At 61.7% G+C, this 15,907-nt stretch carries 16 protein-coding genes; 8 read left to right on the forward strand and 8 right to left on the reverse strand.

Going from position 1 to position 15,907, the window contains the following annotated elements; translation table 11 throughout:
• Positions 1–34: 34 nt before the first annotated feature.
• Positions 35–994, reverse strand: coding sequence for an alpha/beta fold hydrolase (locus FKG95_RS20535; RefSeq protein WP_142898270.1), 960 nt, complete (start codon positions 992–994; stop codon positions 35–37).
• 144 nt (positions 995–1,138) lie between these two features.
• Between FKG95_RS20535 and FKG95_RS20540 the strand changes: the two genes are divergently transcribed.
• Positions 1,139–1,708, forward strand: a complete 570-nt coding sequence (locus FKG95_RS20540; RefSeq protein WP_142898271.1) for a CGNR zinc finger domain-containing protein — start codon at positions 1,139–1,141, stop codon at positions 1,706–1,708.
• 83 nt (positions 1,709–1,791) lie between these two features.
• On the opposite strand, the gene FKG95_RS30010 is transcribed toward FKG95_RS20540, so the two are convergent.
• Positions 1,792–2,448, reverse strand: coding sequence for a PEP-CTERM sorting domain-containing protein (locus FKG95_RS30010; protein WP_218940290.1), 657 nt, complete (start codon positions 2,446–2,448; stop codon positions 1,792–1,794).
• 317 nt (positions 2,449–2,765) lie between these two features.
• Here FKG95_RS30010 and FKG95_RS20550 point away from each other — a divergent pair, with 317 nt between their 5' ends.
• The 4 genes from FKG95_RS20550 (at position 2,766) to FKG95_RS20565 (ending at position 5,675) form a co-directional block, all read left to right on the forward strand.
• Positions 2,766–3,053: a putative quinol monooxygenase gene (locus FKG95_RS20550; protein ID WP_142898272.1), complete on the forward strand. Its 288-nt coding sequence runs from the start codon at positions 2,766–2,768 to the stop codon at positions 3,051–3,053.
• A gap of 30 nt (positions 3,054–3,083) precedes the next feature.
• Positions 3,084–4,010 carry a DMT family transporter gene (locus tag FKG95_RS20555; RefSeq protein WP_142898273.1) on the forward strand — a complete coding sequence of 309 codons (927 nt, stop codon included), beginning with the start codon at positions 3,084–3,086 and terminating at the stop codon, positions 4,008–4,010.
• Positions 4,011–4,042: 32 nt separating this feature from the next.
• On the forward strand, positions 4,043–4,693 hold the full coding sequence (locus FKG95_RS20560; RefSeq protein WP_142898274.1) for a cysteine hydrolase family protein: 651 nt from the start codon (positions 4,043–4,045) through the stop codon (positions 4,691–4,693).
• A gap of 310 nt (positions 4,694–5,003) precedes the next feature.
• A complete protein-coding gene (locus FKG95_RS20565) occupies positions 5,004–5,675 on the forward strand; it encodes a PEP-CTERM sorting domain-containing protein (protein WP_142898275.1) in 672 nt (223 codons plus the stop codon).
• A 7-nt stretch (positions 5,676–5,682) separates the two neighbouring features.
• Here FKG95_RS20565 and FKG95_RS20570 read toward each other — a convergent pair whose 3' ends face one another.
• The 3 genes from FKG95_RS20570 to FKG95_RS20580 all read right to left on the reverse strand — a co-directional run bounded on the left by FKG95_RS20570 (position 5,683) and on the right by FKG95_RS20580 (position 8,024).
• Positions 5,683–6,258, reverse strand: coding sequence for a glutathione S-transferase family protein (locus FKG95_RS20570; RefSeq protein WP_218940291.1), 576 nt, complete (start codon positions 6,256–6,258; stop codon positions 5,683–5,685).
• Positions 6,259–6,311: 53 nt separating this feature from the next.
• Positions 6,312–7,178, reverse strand: a complete 867-nt coding sequence (locus tag FKG95_RS20575; protein ID WP_142898276.1) for an ornithine carbamoyltransferase — start codon at positions 7,176–7,178, stop codon at positions 6,312–6,314.
• Positions 7,179–7,319: 141 nt separating this feature from the next.
• Entirely contained in the window at positions 7,320–8,024 is a 705-nt protein-coding gene (locus FKG95_RS20580; protein ID WP_142898277.1) for an SDR family oxidoreductase, read from the reverse strand.
• Positions 8,025–8,129: 105 nt separating this feature from the next.
• Between FKG95_RS20580 and gcvA the strand changes: the two genes are divergently transcribed.
• A complete protein-coding gene (gene gcvA, locus FKG95_RS20585) occupies positions 8,130–9,062 on the forward strand; it encodes a transcriptional regulator GcvA (protein WP_142898278.1) in 933 nt (310 codons plus the stop codon).
• A 20-nt stretch (positions 9,063–9,082) separates the two neighbouring features.
• On the opposite strand, the gene FKG95_RS20590 is transcribed toward gcvA, so the two are convergent.
• Positions 9,083–9,973 (reverse strand): LysR family transcriptional regulator, encoded by an 891-nt coding sequence (locus tag FKG95_RS20590; protein WP_142898279.1) that lies wholly within the window; start codon positions 9,971–9,973, stop codon positions 9,083–9,085.
• Between the two features lie 120 nt (positions 9,974–10,093).
• Here FKG95_RS20590 and FKG95_RS20595 point away from each other — a divergent pair, with 120 nt between their 5' ends.
• Entirely contained in the window at positions 10,094–10,468 is a 375-nt protein-coding gene (locus FKG95_RS20595; RefSeq protein WP_142898280.1) for a nuclear transport factor 2 family protein, read from the forward strand.
• Between the two features lie 39 nt (positions 10,469–10,507).
• On the opposite strand, the gene pabB is transcribed toward FKG95_RS20595, so the two are convergent.
• Positions 10,508–12,490, reverse strand: coding sequence for an aminodeoxychorismate synthase component I (gene pabB / locus FKG95_RS20600; protein ID WP_218940292.1), 1,983 nt, complete (start codon positions 12,488–12,490; stop codon positions 10,508–10,510).
• Entirely contained in the window at positions 12,453–13,181 is a 729-nt protein-coding gene (lipB, locus tag FKG95_RS20605) for a lipoyl(octanoyl) transferase LipB (RefSeq protein WP_142898281.1), read from the reverse strand. The genes pabB and lipB overlap by 38 nt, the downstream gene beginning before the upstream one ends.
• Before the next feature lie 379 nt (positions 13,182–13,560).
• Here lipB and FKG95_RS20610 point away from each other — a divergent pair, with 379 nt between their 5' ends.
• Positions 13,561–15,846, forward strand: coding sequence for an NADP-dependent malic enzyme (locus FKG95_RS20610; protein ID WP_142898282.1), 2,286 nt, complete (start codon positions 13,561–13,563; stop codon positions 15,844–15,846).
• The last annotated feature ends 61 nt before the right edge of the window (positions 15,847–15,907 follow it).

Raw genomic sequence — 15,907 nt, forward strand, 5'->3', positions numbered from 1 at the left:
TGCCGCGCGCCGGTTTTGCGTTGCATGCGCAGTCTTACTTGATGCCGCGCTTGGTCAGGAAGGCACGGATCTTGTCGGCGATCAGGGCACCGTCTTCCTCCAGGGCGAAGTGGCCTGTGTCCAGGATGTTGTAGTCCACATCCTTGAGGTCACGCTTGTAGCCCTCGGCGCCGGGGACCGGGAAGAAGGCGTCGTTCTTGGCCCAGACGATCAGGGCAGGGGGCTGATGGGTCTTCAGGTAGGCCTGCCATTCCGGGTAGAGCTTTACGTTGTTCCGGTAATCGTAGAAGAGGCCCAACTGCATCTCGTGCTGGCCGGGGCGCGAGAAGTTGGCGTAATCGAGCAGCCAGTTGTCCGGCAGGATGGCCTCCGGATTGCGGGTGCCGTGGGTGTACTGCCACTTCAGGCCTTCGAGGCTGAAGACACTTTTCGCGATGGCTTCGCCCTGCTCAGGGGTGCGGTTTGCCCAGTAGGAGATGATCGGCGCCCAGGTCTCCTCGTTAATGCCTTCCTCATAGGCGTTGCCGTTCTGGACAATCAGCGCCTGAACCCGCTCGGGATGCTTCACCGCGATGCGCAGGCCGACCGGCGCGCCGTAGTCCTGGATCATCAGCGCGTAGGAGGAGATCCCGCGCTGTTCCAGAAAGCCGTCGATGGTCTCGGCGATGTTGTCGAAGCTGTATTCGTACTCGCTCGCGGGCGGGAAGTCGCTGGAGCCGAAACCCGGATAGTCCGGTGCGATCAGGTGGTAGCTGTCGCCCAGATCGCGGATCAGGTTGCGGTACTGATGCGAGGAACTGGGAAAGCCGTGCAGCAGAACAATGCTCGGTTTCGCCGGATCGCCGGCTTCGCGATAGAAAATCTTGTGGCCGCTGACCTTCTCGTAACCGTAGCGAACCGCAGAGTTGTCCGCATGTGCCGGCAAGGCGGTCGTAGCCAGGGCGCTCACCGCAAGTGCGGCGGCGATCAGGCCGTTTCGGATGGAATTGCTCATGTTTCGATCTCCCGAAGCAAAGGGTTGGCGGGTTCGAGGCGGGCATGAAGATTTTCGAAACCAAATATAACCGCCTTAAATCCATTTTATCGGTTAGATATGAGAGTCTTGTATAACCAGTCAAGTTAAATTATACAGGTTAGAATGTTTGAGCCGAAATTTCCCTTTCAGTTCGTCGGCAACGACCTCGCCATCGACTTCGTCAATACGCGGATCCTGGTGCGTGATGAGCTGGTCGATCTTATCGAGACGCCGGAGGCGCTCTCCGCCTGGCTTGAGGCTGCGGGCGTGACGGCTGCTGGCCGTTGGACGAAGGAGTGGCTGGCGTCGGCCGGCGCGCTGAGGCAGGCCATTCGCGATGCTTTAACGAGTAAAGCGGCGGGAAAGGCGGCACCGGGCGAGGCGATCAAAGTGATAAACGATCATCTGGCTCAGTCGGCCCGGCAGATGCGCCTCAGCGCGGCCGCTGATGGCTATGCACTGGCCCCGGCGCAGGAGCACCTGTCGCCCGAAGCTGTGCTGGGCCTGCTGGCGCAACGGGCGGCAGAGCTGCTGGTGGCCGCTGACCCCAGATCCCTGAAGAACTGCGCCAATGAAAGTTGCGTGCTGATCTTTAAGGATGTCTCGCGCGGCAACAAGCGGCGCTGGTGCAGCATGGAGACCTGCGGCAATCGTTCGAAAGCCGCGGCGCATTATCGCAGCTCAAAGGCTTGAAGGTCTTGCGGTTTCGTTTCGCGCAGAAAAAACGGCGGCCGAGACGGGCCGCCGCTTGATATCCTGCCGAAGGGCGATGGAGGTCAGGCGGTCCTTCGGCGCTGCGCAATGCCCCGACGTGCCAGTCCAAATCCGGCCAGCCCCAGACCGAAAAGCGCCAGCGTGGCAGGCTCGGGCACTGACACGCTTGGACCGTGGTCTTCCGTGATGAGGGTGATGGTGACGGAGGAGCCGCTGTTCCACCGGGTGGATTCCGGGCCGCCCCCAAGATCAAATCCGATGACATTGTCAGAAAAAGATATGTCTGCCTCATCGAATCCGGTCACGCCACTCACCGAGAGAAGGAAACCGCTGATCACGCTATCTGGACTTCCGAGCCAGAACAAATTGGATAAGAGGACATCGAGCTGCACGTCGTTGAATTCACTATTGCCTTGGAAGCTATAGCCGATCCGAACGGAGGACTCCCCGATATCGATATCCCAGGTGAGGGGGACGGGAAATCCGATGCTCGCTTGGCTCAAGACAAACTCGGGGCCGGTGGTTTGAACCACCGTACTATCTGACGAGCATGTCAGTGGCCCGAGGTCACTTGAGGCCACGCAGCCGACCGTCTGTCCGATCAGTGTTGCCTGTGCGCCCGGGGCGAAAGCCGTAAGCAGCCCGCCCAGCAGGAGTGTTCCGAGAAAGCTCTTGAGGGCTATGGTGCCAGTTTTTGATGCCGATTTGAAAAGTTTCACTTTTTGTGCCTCGCAGTTTCGCCGATGCCTTGATGCCGGACAGCAGTCGTTAATAGATCTCGATCAGGGATTCTTATGGCTACCGCATTCGGCGGCACTCTAAGCGTCAGAGGGATCAGTGGCTGTTTGCGAATGAAAAGGGAAGAGCCGGGCGGCGGTTTGTCCAATCTGCGGGCAAGTTTGTCCAATTTGGAACAATGCTTGTCTGAAAACGCATTACCGGTCAGGTGAATCGCAGCGCTTGCATCGCGGAGACCTTCCTCCGATATTTGCCTCCCCGCCGATCTTCAACCCGCTCTTCACATGGAGGGTCTCTCATGCCCCTGATTATTCTCGCCCAGATCACCGCCGCGCCCGGCAAGGAAGAGTTTCTTCAGGGCGAGCTGGAAAAGCTCGTCGCGCCGACCCGTGCCGAGGAAGGCTGTGTGCAGTACGATCTGCACCGGGACAACGGGAACCCGGGCTTCTTTGTCTTCTACGAGATCTGGGAAAACCGGGAGCTCTGGCAGGCCCATATGAACCAGCCGCACCTGGAAGCCTTCCGCGCCGTGACCGAGGGCGCGGTCGCCGAGTTTCAGCTCAATGAAATGAGCAAGATCGCGTGACGCCCGGCAGAGCACTCGAAATCGGCTCTCATGTCTGAGAGCGGCGGGGCGGCGGCGCCTGCGGTTCATCCCGTCTCCAGTCCCGTCCGGCCGCTTTACGGCTGGCTGGCGGCCTTTGCCGTCGTGCTGATCTGGTCCGGATGGGTCGTGGTGTCACGCTTCGGTGTGGTTCAGACCTTGACCATCTACGACATGATGGCTCTGCGCTTTGCCGTCGCGGCCATTGCCGTTGCGCCTTTCGTCTGGCGCTACTGGCCGCGCCGTCTGCGCTGGTGGCAGATTGTCCTGGTCGCCTGCGGGCAGGGGACGCCGTATCTGCTGCTTGCGTTCGGCGGGTTTCAGTATGCCCCGGCCTCGCATGCGGGGATCATGATGAACGGCACGCTGCCGATCTTCGCCGCGGTCCTGGGGTGGATCTGGCTGAAGGACAAGCCCGACAGCTGGCGCGTCGCCGGGATGGCGGTGATCCTGGCCGGCTGTGTGCTGATCGGATGGGACCGGGGCACCGGCGGCGTGGAGTCCGATGTCTGGATCGGCCATCTGATGTTTCTGGCGGCGACGCTCTTCGTGGCGTTTTTCCTGATCGCCACCAAGGCCTGGCATCTCACGCCCGTGCAAACCATGGTCTGCATCCCGATCCTCAATCTCATGTGGTTCGCGCCCTTTTACCTGACCGTCCTGCCCAGGGCCGTCATGACGGCGCCCTGGTCCGAAATCCTGCTGCAGGGCCTCTACCAGGGGCTGGGTCCGAGTGTGATCGCGATCCTGTGTTTCACCACGGCGGTCCGCTCCATCGGCACGTCATCGACTGCCGCGATGATGGCCATGGTGCCGGGCATGGCGGCTTTACTGGCGATCCCTCTGTTGGGGGAGTGGCCGAGTGCCTTCGCCTGGACCGGGCTGGTGCTGGCCACGGGCGGCATTCTGCTGGCCGCCGGCTGGCGGCCAATGAAGTAAGCAAAAGACAGTTTGTAAGGGGTTGAATCCATATGGCTGCTGAGAGCAATTTGACCCGCGAACGGCCGCTGGTGCCGGAAGACTCGGCGCTGCTGATCGTCGACGTTCAGAACCTCTGCGCCCGGCGCGACGGCGGAGAATTCAAGGCGCGTTCGGACGCCGAGATCGCGCGCGACTATGCGGCGTACTTTGCACAGCTGGAAGAGGTTGCCGTCCCCAATATGCAACGGCTGCTGAAGGCCTTCCGCGCGGCCTCCGTCGAGGTGCTCTATACGACGATCGAGAGCCTGACCCGCGACGGGCGGGACCGCAGCCTGGACTACAAGATCTCCGGCTTCAACGTGCCGAAGGGGGCGTGGGACGCTAAGGTGATTGATGAACTCGCGCCGGAGGACGACGAGATGGTCTTTCCGAAGTCCTCCTCCTCGGTCTTCATCTCGACCAATATCGACTACGTGCTGCGCAATCTCGGCGTGAAGCAGCTGGTGATCTGCGGCCTGAGGACCGATCACTGCGTGGAAAGCGCGATCCGCGACGCCTGCGATCTGGGTTATCTTGTGACCCAGGTCACCGACGCCTGCGCCTCGATTACGCAAGAACGCCACGAGAACTCCCTGCGGACCATCAAGGGCTATTGCCGTCAGGTGACGACAGAGGCCCTGCTGGCGGAACTGCCTTGCTGAGACCTCTTCCTGTCTGTCGGGGGCGGGAAAAACCTGACGATTCTGCAGCTTTTTGGCGCTCAATCTTAACCATGCAAAGCGACATTTTGGACAAAATTGCGCAGATTTTGGACAAAAGGCGTCTACCCTCTTCAACTTCGGTGGTAAAGCTGCCCTTATTGCCGCCGGCAGTCTCGGCCCAGGGCAGCAGCGATGCGCAGGCATCGGGCTTCCCGCCGGCTTTGAGGCAAATTAACCATGGCCGCTGTCCGGTCGCCGTCGCGTAATCCGCGATCAGGGTGGCGGCGGAGGCGGCGGCGAGGAACGAAAAATGAAAAATTGCAAATCACTTCTGGCGGGTCTCATCCTGTCTTTCGGCCTGACGGCAGGCGTTGCACAGGCGGCGCCCATCGCAGTGACCGATCTGGACGCCTTTAACAGCGCAATCGGCGGGGCGGCCGTGACCCTTGATACCTTTGACACGAACAATTTTGGTGAGACTTCAATCACTTTCGAGAGCGGGGTGGTCTCAACGCGCGTCGGTGTAAACTCTGGATTTATACCGGTGCTTGACAATGGGGTTAGTGGCTCGCGCTATCGAGGCAACGTGCATGGCGGCCGTTTTAACCTGGCCGAGCTGGTCTGGACCTTCCCGGTTCCGGTGGTCGGGTTCATCGCGGATTTTTCGGATGTTGGGTTGCCGATCGAGGCTACCATTTCTGGGTCTGGTCAGAAGTTCGACATTGCAGACGTGATGGGAGGACGAGACGGCTCCTTCGGTCTGCTCGACAGTATGGCGCCTTTTACCGAGATTCGCTTCTCTATGCGTGAAGGATTACCAGCCAGCGGTTATTTGTTTATCGACAATCTGCGATTCGCGGCGGCGCCCAGCGCTGTTTCGGTTTCTGAGCCGGGCACGCTGGCGATTCTTGCAACGGGTCTGGCCGGGTTCGCTCTGGCGGGGCGGCGTCGGAGGAAGATGAACAGACGTTTCGGATTTTGAAATGCGGTCAGGCGCGCATTAAGTCGTCGGGGTGCTGCCAGTGCTCCAGCTCACTGAGTCGCGTAAGCCAGGCTTCCACCGCCGGCCAGTCCGCGATCTTCAGGCCGGCGTCGCTCAGCCAGTAGAGATATCCGGCGAGCGAACAGTCGGCGATGGAGAGGCTGTTGCCGACGATGAAGCCGCCGGTACTTTGGCCGAGATGATTGTTCAGGACATCCAGGTCTCCACGCAGACGTGCTTCCAGCCAGGCTAAAACAGCCGGGTCGCAGCCGGTCCTGAATTTGCGCTCGAAGCGCAGGTTGGGCAGGGAGAAGCCCAGGCGGCTCTGCTCCCACATCAGCCACTCGGCGACCTGGGCGCGTTCCGGACCGTCCTTGTCTGTGCCGCCTTGCAGGAGTTGGAGCTTTTCGGCCAAGTGCAGCAGGATCGCGTTGGACTGCACCAGCGGCTTGCCCCGGTAGATCACCAGCGGCACTTCGTCGTAACGCGCGTTCTCCCGGAAGAAGGCGGAGCGCTCGGAACGGGGCTGCAGGATGTCGACGGCCTCGTAACAGTGGGGCGTGTCCGCTCTAGCGGTTTCCATCGAGCTTGATGTGCGGCATGGCGAGTCCTTGCAGATCTGACGCTTTCTGTGAGTTACGGCAGCAGCGCGCGCTCGATCACGGCATTCTGGCCATGCATCAGAAAGGCCTTGGCGTCGTAGCTTCGGCATTTCGAATGCTCCATGGCGTCGGCGGAAACCTCCTCGCCCCGAGTGACGGGCGGGCAGGGGATGAAGAGACAATACTCCTTCGCCCCGTCCAGGAAATCCGCCGTGATCCGCAGGTCGTCCAGCGCTAGGCCCGAAGTGTCGTCGGGCCAGCAGTCCGTGATCAGGACATCGGCCTCTCGGGCCAGTGAGAGGTCTTCCGTGGTTTCGATCCCCGGCGCAGGGTAGGCCGCACGGTCGATCCAGTGAGACTGCGGATAGACCTGGATCAGTTTGAGCGGGAGAACCTCGGCGGCCTCGGCCCAGGAATGGAGTACGTTGCCCGCCGGCGCGACGGCGGCCACGGTCAGGTCTTCCAGGCTGCCGCGCGTTTGTTTCACGTAGCAGAGGTCACCGAGGGTTTCACAGGGATGGTTCTGCCGTGTCCGCAGATTGAGCACAGGCAGGCGCGTGGCCGCCGCGAGTGCGCTCATCCGCTCCAGGCTTGGGCAGCGGACGGCGATCAGGTCGAACCAGTTCTCGAAGTAACGCGCAAGATCTTCCAGGGACTCCGCGCCGCTGAGAGATGCCGTGATCTGCGTGCAGTGCGCGCCGAGCAGCTGCATGCCCAGATCCAAGGCCGTCGTGTTCCGCCAGCCGCATTCCTCGACGATGAGGCCGACGCGCTTGCCCTTCAGGCTTTGCACCGGTTTTCTCTCTTCAAAGTCACGGGCCAGTTCGATGGCACGGTCTGCAATCGCGTTGATTTCGGCGGCAGTAAGCGACTGCAACGTTAAAAGACTGCGGACGTTCATGAAGCTATCTCGACAAAAAGGACGGCGGAGAGTCTTAGCTCATGCGTCCGGAGCTGGCAAAAGCCATCGATTGTCGAGGGCCGCAGGCAGCAAAGGCCGCGCCCGGGAAGCGCAGCCTTTGCTTCGCAGGGTGATCCCGCCTCAGACCGCGCGGGTGATGCCACCGTCGACCCGAATGTTCTGACCGGTGATGTAGCCGCCGCCTTCGGAGGCCAGGAAGGAGATGGTCGCGGCGATCTCTTCGGTCTTGCCGTAGCGCTCCATGGGAATGCGGGCGCGGAATTCCTCCTTCTCCGGCAGGCTGTCAATAAAGCCGGGCAGGACGTTGTTCATGCGGATGTTGTCCGCCGCGTACTTGTCCGAGAAGAGCTTGGTGAAGGCGGCCAGGCCTGCACGGAAGACGCCCGAAGTCGGAAAGACCGGATCGGGCTCGAAGGCGGCGAAGGTCGAGATGTTGATGATCGCGCCGGACTTTTGTTTCTGCATAACAGGCGTGACCAGCCGGGTCGGACGCACGGCATTCATAAAGTAGACATCCATGCCCCTATGCCAGTCTTCGTCGGTCAGCTCCAGGACCGGCGCGCGCGGACCGTGCCCGGCGCTGTTGACCAGAACGTCCACGCGGCCCCATTTCTCCAGGGTCAGATCCACGAGGCGTTTCAGGTCTTCGGGCGACTGGTTCGATCCGGTTACGCCGATGCCGCTCAATTCCGCGGCCAGGGCTTCTCCCTTGCCGGAGGAGGAGAGGACCGCGACCTTGAAGCCGTCCTGCGCCAGCCGGCGTGCGGCGCCCGCGCCCATGCCGCTGCCGCCGGCGGTGATGATGGCTACTTTTTCGCTGCTCATGATGGGCTCCTTGTTGGGGGGGCGCTCGAGGATTCGGGCTCCGTTGAGACTGATATCTAGAAGTGACTCCCTGGCCAGGATTTGACTAGCGAGAAATCGGCGCGTATGACTGTAGAAAATCTACAGTCTCAAAGGACGAATGTGGCGTCTGGTCTTCCACCACTGAATGGGCTCAAGGCCTTTGAAGCCGCCGGGCGCCATCTGAACTTCCGGCTGGCCGCCGAGGAGATCGGCGTGACCCAGGGGGCGGTGGCGCAGCAGGTGCGCGGCCTGGAGCAGACCTTGAATGCAAAACTCTTCGAGCGTCTGCCGCGCGGCCTGGCACTGACCGAGGAGGGGCGGAAGTACCTGGCGCCGGTGCAGCGGGCGTTCCGCCTGATCGAGGACGCGACAGACGAGATCCGGCCGCAGCAGGCTGTCCTGACCCTCAGCGTCACGCCCTCACTCGCCGGCAAGTGGCTGGTTCCGCGTTTGGGCGCATTTCTGCAAAGCCATGCGGATCTTGACGTGCGGGTGGTCGCGGGCGAGGGGCTCGCCAATTTTCAAAGCGATGGCGTGGACATTGCCGTGCGGCAGGGGCGCCCGCCTTTCGGTCCCGGCCTGACCGCCGAACTGCTCTTTCCCTTCGAGGTTTATCCGGTTTGCAGTCCGGCCCTTCAGGCGGGGAAACACCCGATCTCAAAGCCGGAAGATCTCGCCCGGCAGGTCCTGCTGCACGACGCCCATGGTCTCTGGCCGCTTTTCCTGGAGCAGACCGGCGTCGCTGAACCCATGGCGATGTCGCGGGCGCTCAAGTTCAGTCAGACGTCGCTTGCCCTCGATGCCGCGCTGGCCGGGCAGGGAGTCGCGCTGGCCAGCGATCCTCTGGTCGAGGACGATCTGGCGGCAGGGCGGCTCTGCCGCCCGCTGGAGATAACCATGAAAAGCGATATGGGCTTTTATATCGTCGCGCCCCGGAGCCCGAGAAACGCCGATCACGTCAAACGCATGCGCGACTGGCTGATCGCGCAGAGCCGGGCTGATCGGGAGTTAAACTAGGGTCTGTTGCGCTTCAGGGATCATTGCAACTCCCGCGCCAGACGCTGCCGGAGAGCGGAAATGAAGGCCGTCACCCGTCTCGGCGGAAAACTGTCGAAGGCGTGGGCGGCGTAGATCGCGACCGGGGCGATCTCGTCTCGGGGAAAGAGCGCGCGGATCTCGCCTGAACGCAGCTCCTCGCGGATTGCGATATCGGGTAACAACGCGACACCCAGTCCATCTCCGACGAAGCCCAGAACATCGTGGAATGCGTTACAGCGCACCTGAGGCGTGACCTGCAGCGCCGTCTCGCCCCTGCGATGATAGAGAGGCTCTGCCCCTTGCCACTGATTGCCGATGTGGGGCCAGTCCTTCAGATCCGCGAGACCGCCCGGCAGGCCGCCATGTTCGGCAACGAGATCCTTGTGTGCGCAGAGCAGGTCGCGGAATTCGCCCAGCTTCGAAACCTTCAGCGACTGATCCTGTGGCATGTCGACCCGGATCGCCAGGTCGATGCCGTGGTCAACGAGATTGAGTTGTCCGTCATCGCTGTGAAAGACCACCTCCAGGGTGGGATGTTCCCTGATGAATGCCGTGAACGCCGGTCGGACGAAGGCCGCTGCCAGTGCGTGCGGCGCGGTGATGCTGAGGCGGCCGGAAAGGGCACCGGCTTGTGAACGGGCGTCTTCCAGCGCCTGCGTATGGATCTCGCGGATAGTCTCGCAGTGACGGTAAAACCTCTGTCCTGCTTCGGTGAGGGACAGGCGCCGCGTGGTGCGCTGGATCAGCCGGACGCCCAGGTCGCTTTCCAGCCGGGTGATGCTTTGGCTGAGGGCGGACTTGCCCCGGCCGAGCCGCTCCGCTGCCGCCGTGAAGGAGCCGGTCTCCACCACCTCCGCAAAAGCCATCATGTCGTTGAAGTTCGGTTTCATTGTTTAATTTTTATAAACAAATATTTCGAAAATCAACGAATTATCACTGGGTAACCAATCTTCTATATCTCTGGGCAAGCCTCTCTCGCAGGGAGATCGCCATTATTAGAGGAACCAAAAATGTCTAACCAGAACAATGCCGTGGTCGCTGCAGCTAAAGCCGCCAGTGAAAAATGGAAAGCCGCGTTCAATGCCGGTGACGCCGCCGCCTGCGCCGCCTGCTACGAGGAGACCGCCGTCGTGATCGCCAAGCCCTTCGGGACCTTCACGGGCCGTTCGGAAATCGAAGGCCTTTGGGCCAAGGTAATTGGTGACGGCTTCGGCGATGTCGAATACCTGGAGCCCGAGATAACTGCCGAAAGCGAGACAACCGCGCTTCTGACGTCACGCTGGCAGATGAACAAGGCGCAGGGCGTGGTCACCCGCGAGCTCTGGGCGCTGCAGCCGGATGGCTCCGCCCTGCTGCGTGAGGATCATTTCGAGGCGCTGGGGTGAGGCGAGGGTCAACCCGTCGCGCGATGTGTTGTCGCCGCCTCAACCGGCCTTAAGAGTTGTGTTGTCCGAGGTTTTATTGGCGGTACTCGTATCGAGCTGTTTCGCCTGCTGGAGCCCGCGTACCGAGTTACCGAAAAGAACGCGCATTGCGCCTTTTAGATCCTTCAGTGTGAGAACGGCCTCGGTCGCGACGCGGGGTTCGTCCTCGATCAGGGCCCGGCGCAGGGTGCCGGGCAGTGCACCGCTGGAGAGGGGCGGGGTGACCAGCATGCCGTCATGTTCGAGGAAAACGTTGGTTCGGCTGCCTTCGGCCAACTCGTCGCGCTCGTTCAGGAACAGCACTTCATCGCATCCCGTGGCTTCGTGCCAGCGGGCATACTCCCTGTCGTAGAGCTGCCGCCGCGTGGTCTTGTGCCGGAAGAAGGGGTCGCGGCTGTCGATCCTGTGCTCCGAGATGACGAAGCGAAAAGTCGCATCCCGGTCGGGCGGCGCCAGCGCCGTGCTGGTGATCGAAATGTCGCCCTGCCGGTCCAAGAGCAGCCGCACCCTGTAGCGTCCGTCAGTCAGCGGTCGGGCGGTTTCCTTAAGGGCGCGTTCCACCGCTTCGGCGTCATGCCTGAAGCCGAAGTATCGGGCCGAGTCTTCCAGGCGTTCCAAATGGTAGTCCAACAAGTGGTAACCTGACTCCGGGCGCCAGATCATGGTCTCGATCAGTTCGAAGTCTTCCATTGCGGTGGTCAGAAACTGTCCTTTCAGGAGGCACTCGTCGTATTCGTCAGCGGGGTTGGAATCGTAGACGATCCCGCTGCCGATTCCCATTTCCGCTTTGCGTACAGTCTCTTGCGCGCCGTCGTTCGCAGTGTCTATCGGGGCGGCCTCGATCATCAGCGTGCGGATCGCCACGTTGAAGCGGCAGTCGCCGTCGGGTCCGATCATGCCGATGGCGCCGGTGTAGACGCCGCGCGCTTCCGGCTCCAGCTCATGGATGATCTCCATGGCCCGGACTTTCGGCGCGCCGGTGATGGAGCCGCAGGGAAAGATCTTTTGGATGATGTCCCGGAAGCTCACGCCATCCTGCAGCTTTGCGGTGATGCCCGATGTCATCTGCAGCACCGTGCGGTAGGTCTCGACCGTGAAGAGGTCGGTGACCTCGACGCTGCCGGTCTCGGCGACACGGCCGATGTCGTTGCGCAGCAGATCGACGATCATCAGATTCTCTGCGCGGGATTTCTCGTCGTTGCGCAGCCAGGCTGCCTGCTCTGCATCGCCTGCGCTGTCCAGGCCGCGCGCGGCGGTGCCCTTCATGGGGCGGGTCCAGACGCGGTCGCCTTCGCGCCGGAAAAAGAGCTCGGGGGAGAGCGAAAGCAGGTCAAAGCCCCGGCTTTCCGGATCAGAACCGCCGTGCGCCGGATCATGGATCAACGCGCCATAGGAAACCGGCTGCTTACACCGTAAATTCCGATAAAAGGCAGTAGGATCACCGGAAAATCTAAAGTTATACTTGAAGGTGAAGTTGATCTGATAGACGTCTCCCGCCGCAATGTAGTCCCGGACCTTGCCGACCTTGACAATGTAGTCCTCGCGGGTGAGGGAGAGTTCCGGCGTGGAGGTTTCGTAACGCCCGGCGGGCGCGAGGATTTTTGCCAGCGCCTCGCTATCGAGAGAACGCGGGGCGTGAAACGCGGCCATCCAGATCAGAGGTGTCGTGCCCCGGGTTTTCTCGAGACGGTCTTCGATCAGGCCGGCCAGCCGCGGCTCGAAGAGGTAGCCCAGTTCGTACGCAAAGTAACCCGCGAGATGATAACCGCCGGCGGTGAGATCAGCCATTCGCTTCAGGGTCGCTGGCGCGTCCTGCGGCCGGTCGCAGCGGAGAATTTCCACCGGTTTCTCGAACAGCAACGCCCGGCCCTCCGGCGCCAGGTTGTCGTCGAGAAGCACGAAGGCTTCGGAGCTGTCGAGACCGTTCGGTGTCATGGCTTTGGTATTATGCCGGGGCGGATGCTGCGGTGGCGCTGCTGTCAAAACTCGTTTCCTGCGGCGCAATCTCGCGTCCGAAGACCTCTTCGAAGGCCGCGCGCAAGGCGACGTCCAGATCGGCCATGGTCACGGGCAGGCCCAGATCCGCCAGCGAGGTCACGCCGTGCTCGGCGATGCCGCAGGGCACGATCCCCTCGAAGTGAGAGAGGTCCGGGTCCAGGTTGATGGCGATGCCGTGGAACGCCACCCACTGCCGGACCCGCACGCCGATGGCGGCAATCTTGTCTTCGCGGCCGTGACCCCGGTCCACCCAGATCCCGACCCGGCCTTCGCGGCGCTCGCCTTGCACGTTGAAGCTGGCCAGGGTGCGGATGATCCATTCTTCCAGATCATGCACGTAGCATCTGAGGTCGTTCTTGCGGCTCCTGAGATCGAGCATGACGTAGCCGACCCGCTGTCCCGGACCATGATAGGTGTACTGACCGCCGCGCCCGCTTTTATAGACCGGAAAGCGGTCGGGCTGAATCAGGTCGGCTGCCTGCGCTGAAGTGCCCGCGGTGTAGAGACTGGGATGCTCCAGCAGCCAGACGGCATCCCTTGCCGTGCCGGCGCGGATCTGCGCGACTCGCTGGTCCATGAAGGCAACGGCATCGGGATAGGCGACCGGCGTGTCATCGATGCGCCACTCGACAGGCTGTAGCTTGCTTTCCGACAGAGGAGCACCCGGTGCCGCCATCAAATCCGTTCCATTCTGTGACCGGCAGGCCCGCAATTGCGCGATCCCCCGGGGAGGTTCCTATGGTCGTTGAAGCAGGGTTTCCCACAAGGCAAACGACTCTTACGCCTCTCAGATAATTCCAGTTTGCCGCCGGACAATGCTCTCAAAACGACATAATTCGACGGCAAGCTGGTTCCGAGGGGTTTTTTAGTCTAGTCCCCGGGCCGGGTCACGGGGCATTATCCGAAATGTGAAAGTTGATTTCGAGGCCATGCTCCGATTCATTGTCGGTGGTTTCGGGGTGAGCGCGAGCGCAGAGGGGCCTGGGGCAGCTGTCTGCCGCCGGTATGTGCTGAAGGCTCCGGCGTGACAAAAAAAGTGAGAGGGAGACATCATCTTGGCCGAAAACCTACGCGACGCCGCGCTGTTCTATCACCGCCATCCGAGACCGGGCAAACTGGAAGTGACCGCGACCAAGCCTTTGGGCAACCAGCGGGACCTGGCGCTGGCCTACTCGCCGGGCGTGGCCGCGGCCTGCGACGCGATCGCCGAGGATCCGGCCGTGGCCGCCGAGGTGACGGCCCGTGCAAACCTGGTGGGTGTGGTGACCAACGGCACGGCAGTGCTGGGTCTGGGTGCCATCGGCCCGCTGGCCTCCAAGCCGGTGATGGAAGGCAAGGCGGTTCTCTTTAAGAAATTCGCCGGCATAGACGTCTTCGATATCGAGGTGGACGAACTGGATGTCGACAAGTTCGTCGACATCGTCGCAGCGCTCGAGCCGACCTTCGGCGGGATCAACCTGGAAGACATCAAGGCGCCGGAGTGCTTTGAAATCGAACGCCGTTTACGCGAGCGCATGAACATTCCGGTCTTCCACGATGATCAGCACGGCACGGCGATCATCGTGGCGGCGGCGATCTACAATGGTCTGCGGCTGGTCAAGAAAGATCTCGACAAGGTCAAGCTGGTAACCTCCGGCGCGGGCGCGGCCGCGCTGGCTTGTCTCAATCAGCTGGTCTCTCTGGGGATCAAGCGCGAAAACATCTGGGTGACCGATATCGCCGGTGTGGTCTACGAAGGCCGGACCGAGCAGATGGACCCCTTAAAGGCCAACTACGCGCAGGCGACCGACGCACGCACCCTGGCGGAAGTCATCAAGGATGCCGACGTCTTCATGGGGCTCTCGGCGCCCGGCGTCCTCAAGCCGGAGATGGTCAAGACCATGGCGGACCAGCCGCTGATCCTGGCGCTGGCCAACCCGGTGCCCGAGATCATGCCGGAGGAGGCGAAGGCCGCGCGCCCCGATGCGATCATCGCGACCGGCCGTTCGGACTACCCGAACCAGGTCAACAACGTGCTTTGCTTTCCCTTCATCTTCCGGGGCGCGCTGGATGTCGGCGCGACCACCATCAACGAGGAGATGAAGCTGGCGTCCGTAAAGGCCATTGCGGATCTGGCCATGGCCGAGCAGTCGGAGGTGGTGGCCAATGCCTACGGTGACGGCGACCGCAGTTTCGGGCCCGAGTATCTTATCCCCCGGCCTTTCGACCCGCGCCTGATGCTGGAGATCTCTCCGGCCGTGGCCAAGGCGGCCATGGAGAGCGGTGTCGCCACCCGCCCGATCGAGGACTTCAGCACCTACTGCCAAAAGCTGGCGGAGTTCGTCTTCCGCTCGGGTCTGGTTATGAAGCCGGTGTTCGAACGGGCCAGGCAGAAACCCAAACGTCTGATCTATGCGGAGGGCGAAGACGAGCGGATTCTGCGCGCGGCTCAGGTGATTGTCGATGACAAGGTCGCGCATCCGATCCTGGTCGGACGCCCGGAGGTGATCGAGACCCGGCTCAAGCGGCTGGGGCTGCGCATCAAGCCGGGCGAGGACTTCGAGGTCGTCAATCCGGAGCAGGACTCGCGCTACAATCTCTACTGGAAGACCTATCACGAGGTCATGCAGCGCAAGGGGATTTCGCCCGAAGTCGCCAAGACCGTGATCCGCACCAACAACACGGCGATCGCCTCCATCGCGGTGCGCCTTGGCGACGCCGATGCGATGATCTGTGGCGTGAATGGGCGCTATTACAAGCATTTGAACCAGATTACAAATGTTCTGGGTAAAGGGCCTGAAGTCCATGATTTCTCGGCGCTCAGCCTCCTGATCCTGCCCAACGGCACCTTTTTCATCGCCGATACCTATGTGACCGAAAATCCAGATGTAACCGAGATCGTGGAGATGACCGTGCATGCGGCATCGCACGTCCGGCGCTTTGGGATGGAGCCCAAGATCGCGCTGTTGTCGCACTCCAATTTCGGTGCGCAGGATTCCGCGAGTGCGCAAAAAATGCGCGAGGCCGCTGCGATCCTGCACGAGAACTATCCGGACCTGGAGGTCGAGGGTGAGATGCATGCGGATTCCGCGCTGAAGCCGGAGATCCGGGAGCGGGTCTTTCCGAACTCCCGCCTCCAGGGCCGCGCCAACCTGATGATCATGCCGACCCTGGATGCAGCGAATATCGCCTTCAACATGGTCAAGTCCATGGGGGAAGGGCTCTCGGTCGGGCCGATCCTGATCGGCTGTGCCGCGCCCGCGCATATTCTGACGCCTTCGGTGACCGCGCGCGGCGTGGTCAACATGTCCGCCGTGGCGGTGGTCGATGCGCAGGATCACGAGATGGGACATGCGCTATAAGGAAAAATTCTTACGATCAGACATCAGACATTCTTTTGTAGGCTTTCCTCGCTAAGGTGAC

The sequence above is a fragment of the Denitrobaculum tricleocarpae genome (assembly GCF_007004665.1).
Taxonomy (GTDB): Bacteria; Pseudomonadota; Alphaproteobacteria; order Kiloniellales; family Kiloniellaceae; genus Denitrobaculum; species Denitrobaculum tricleocarpae.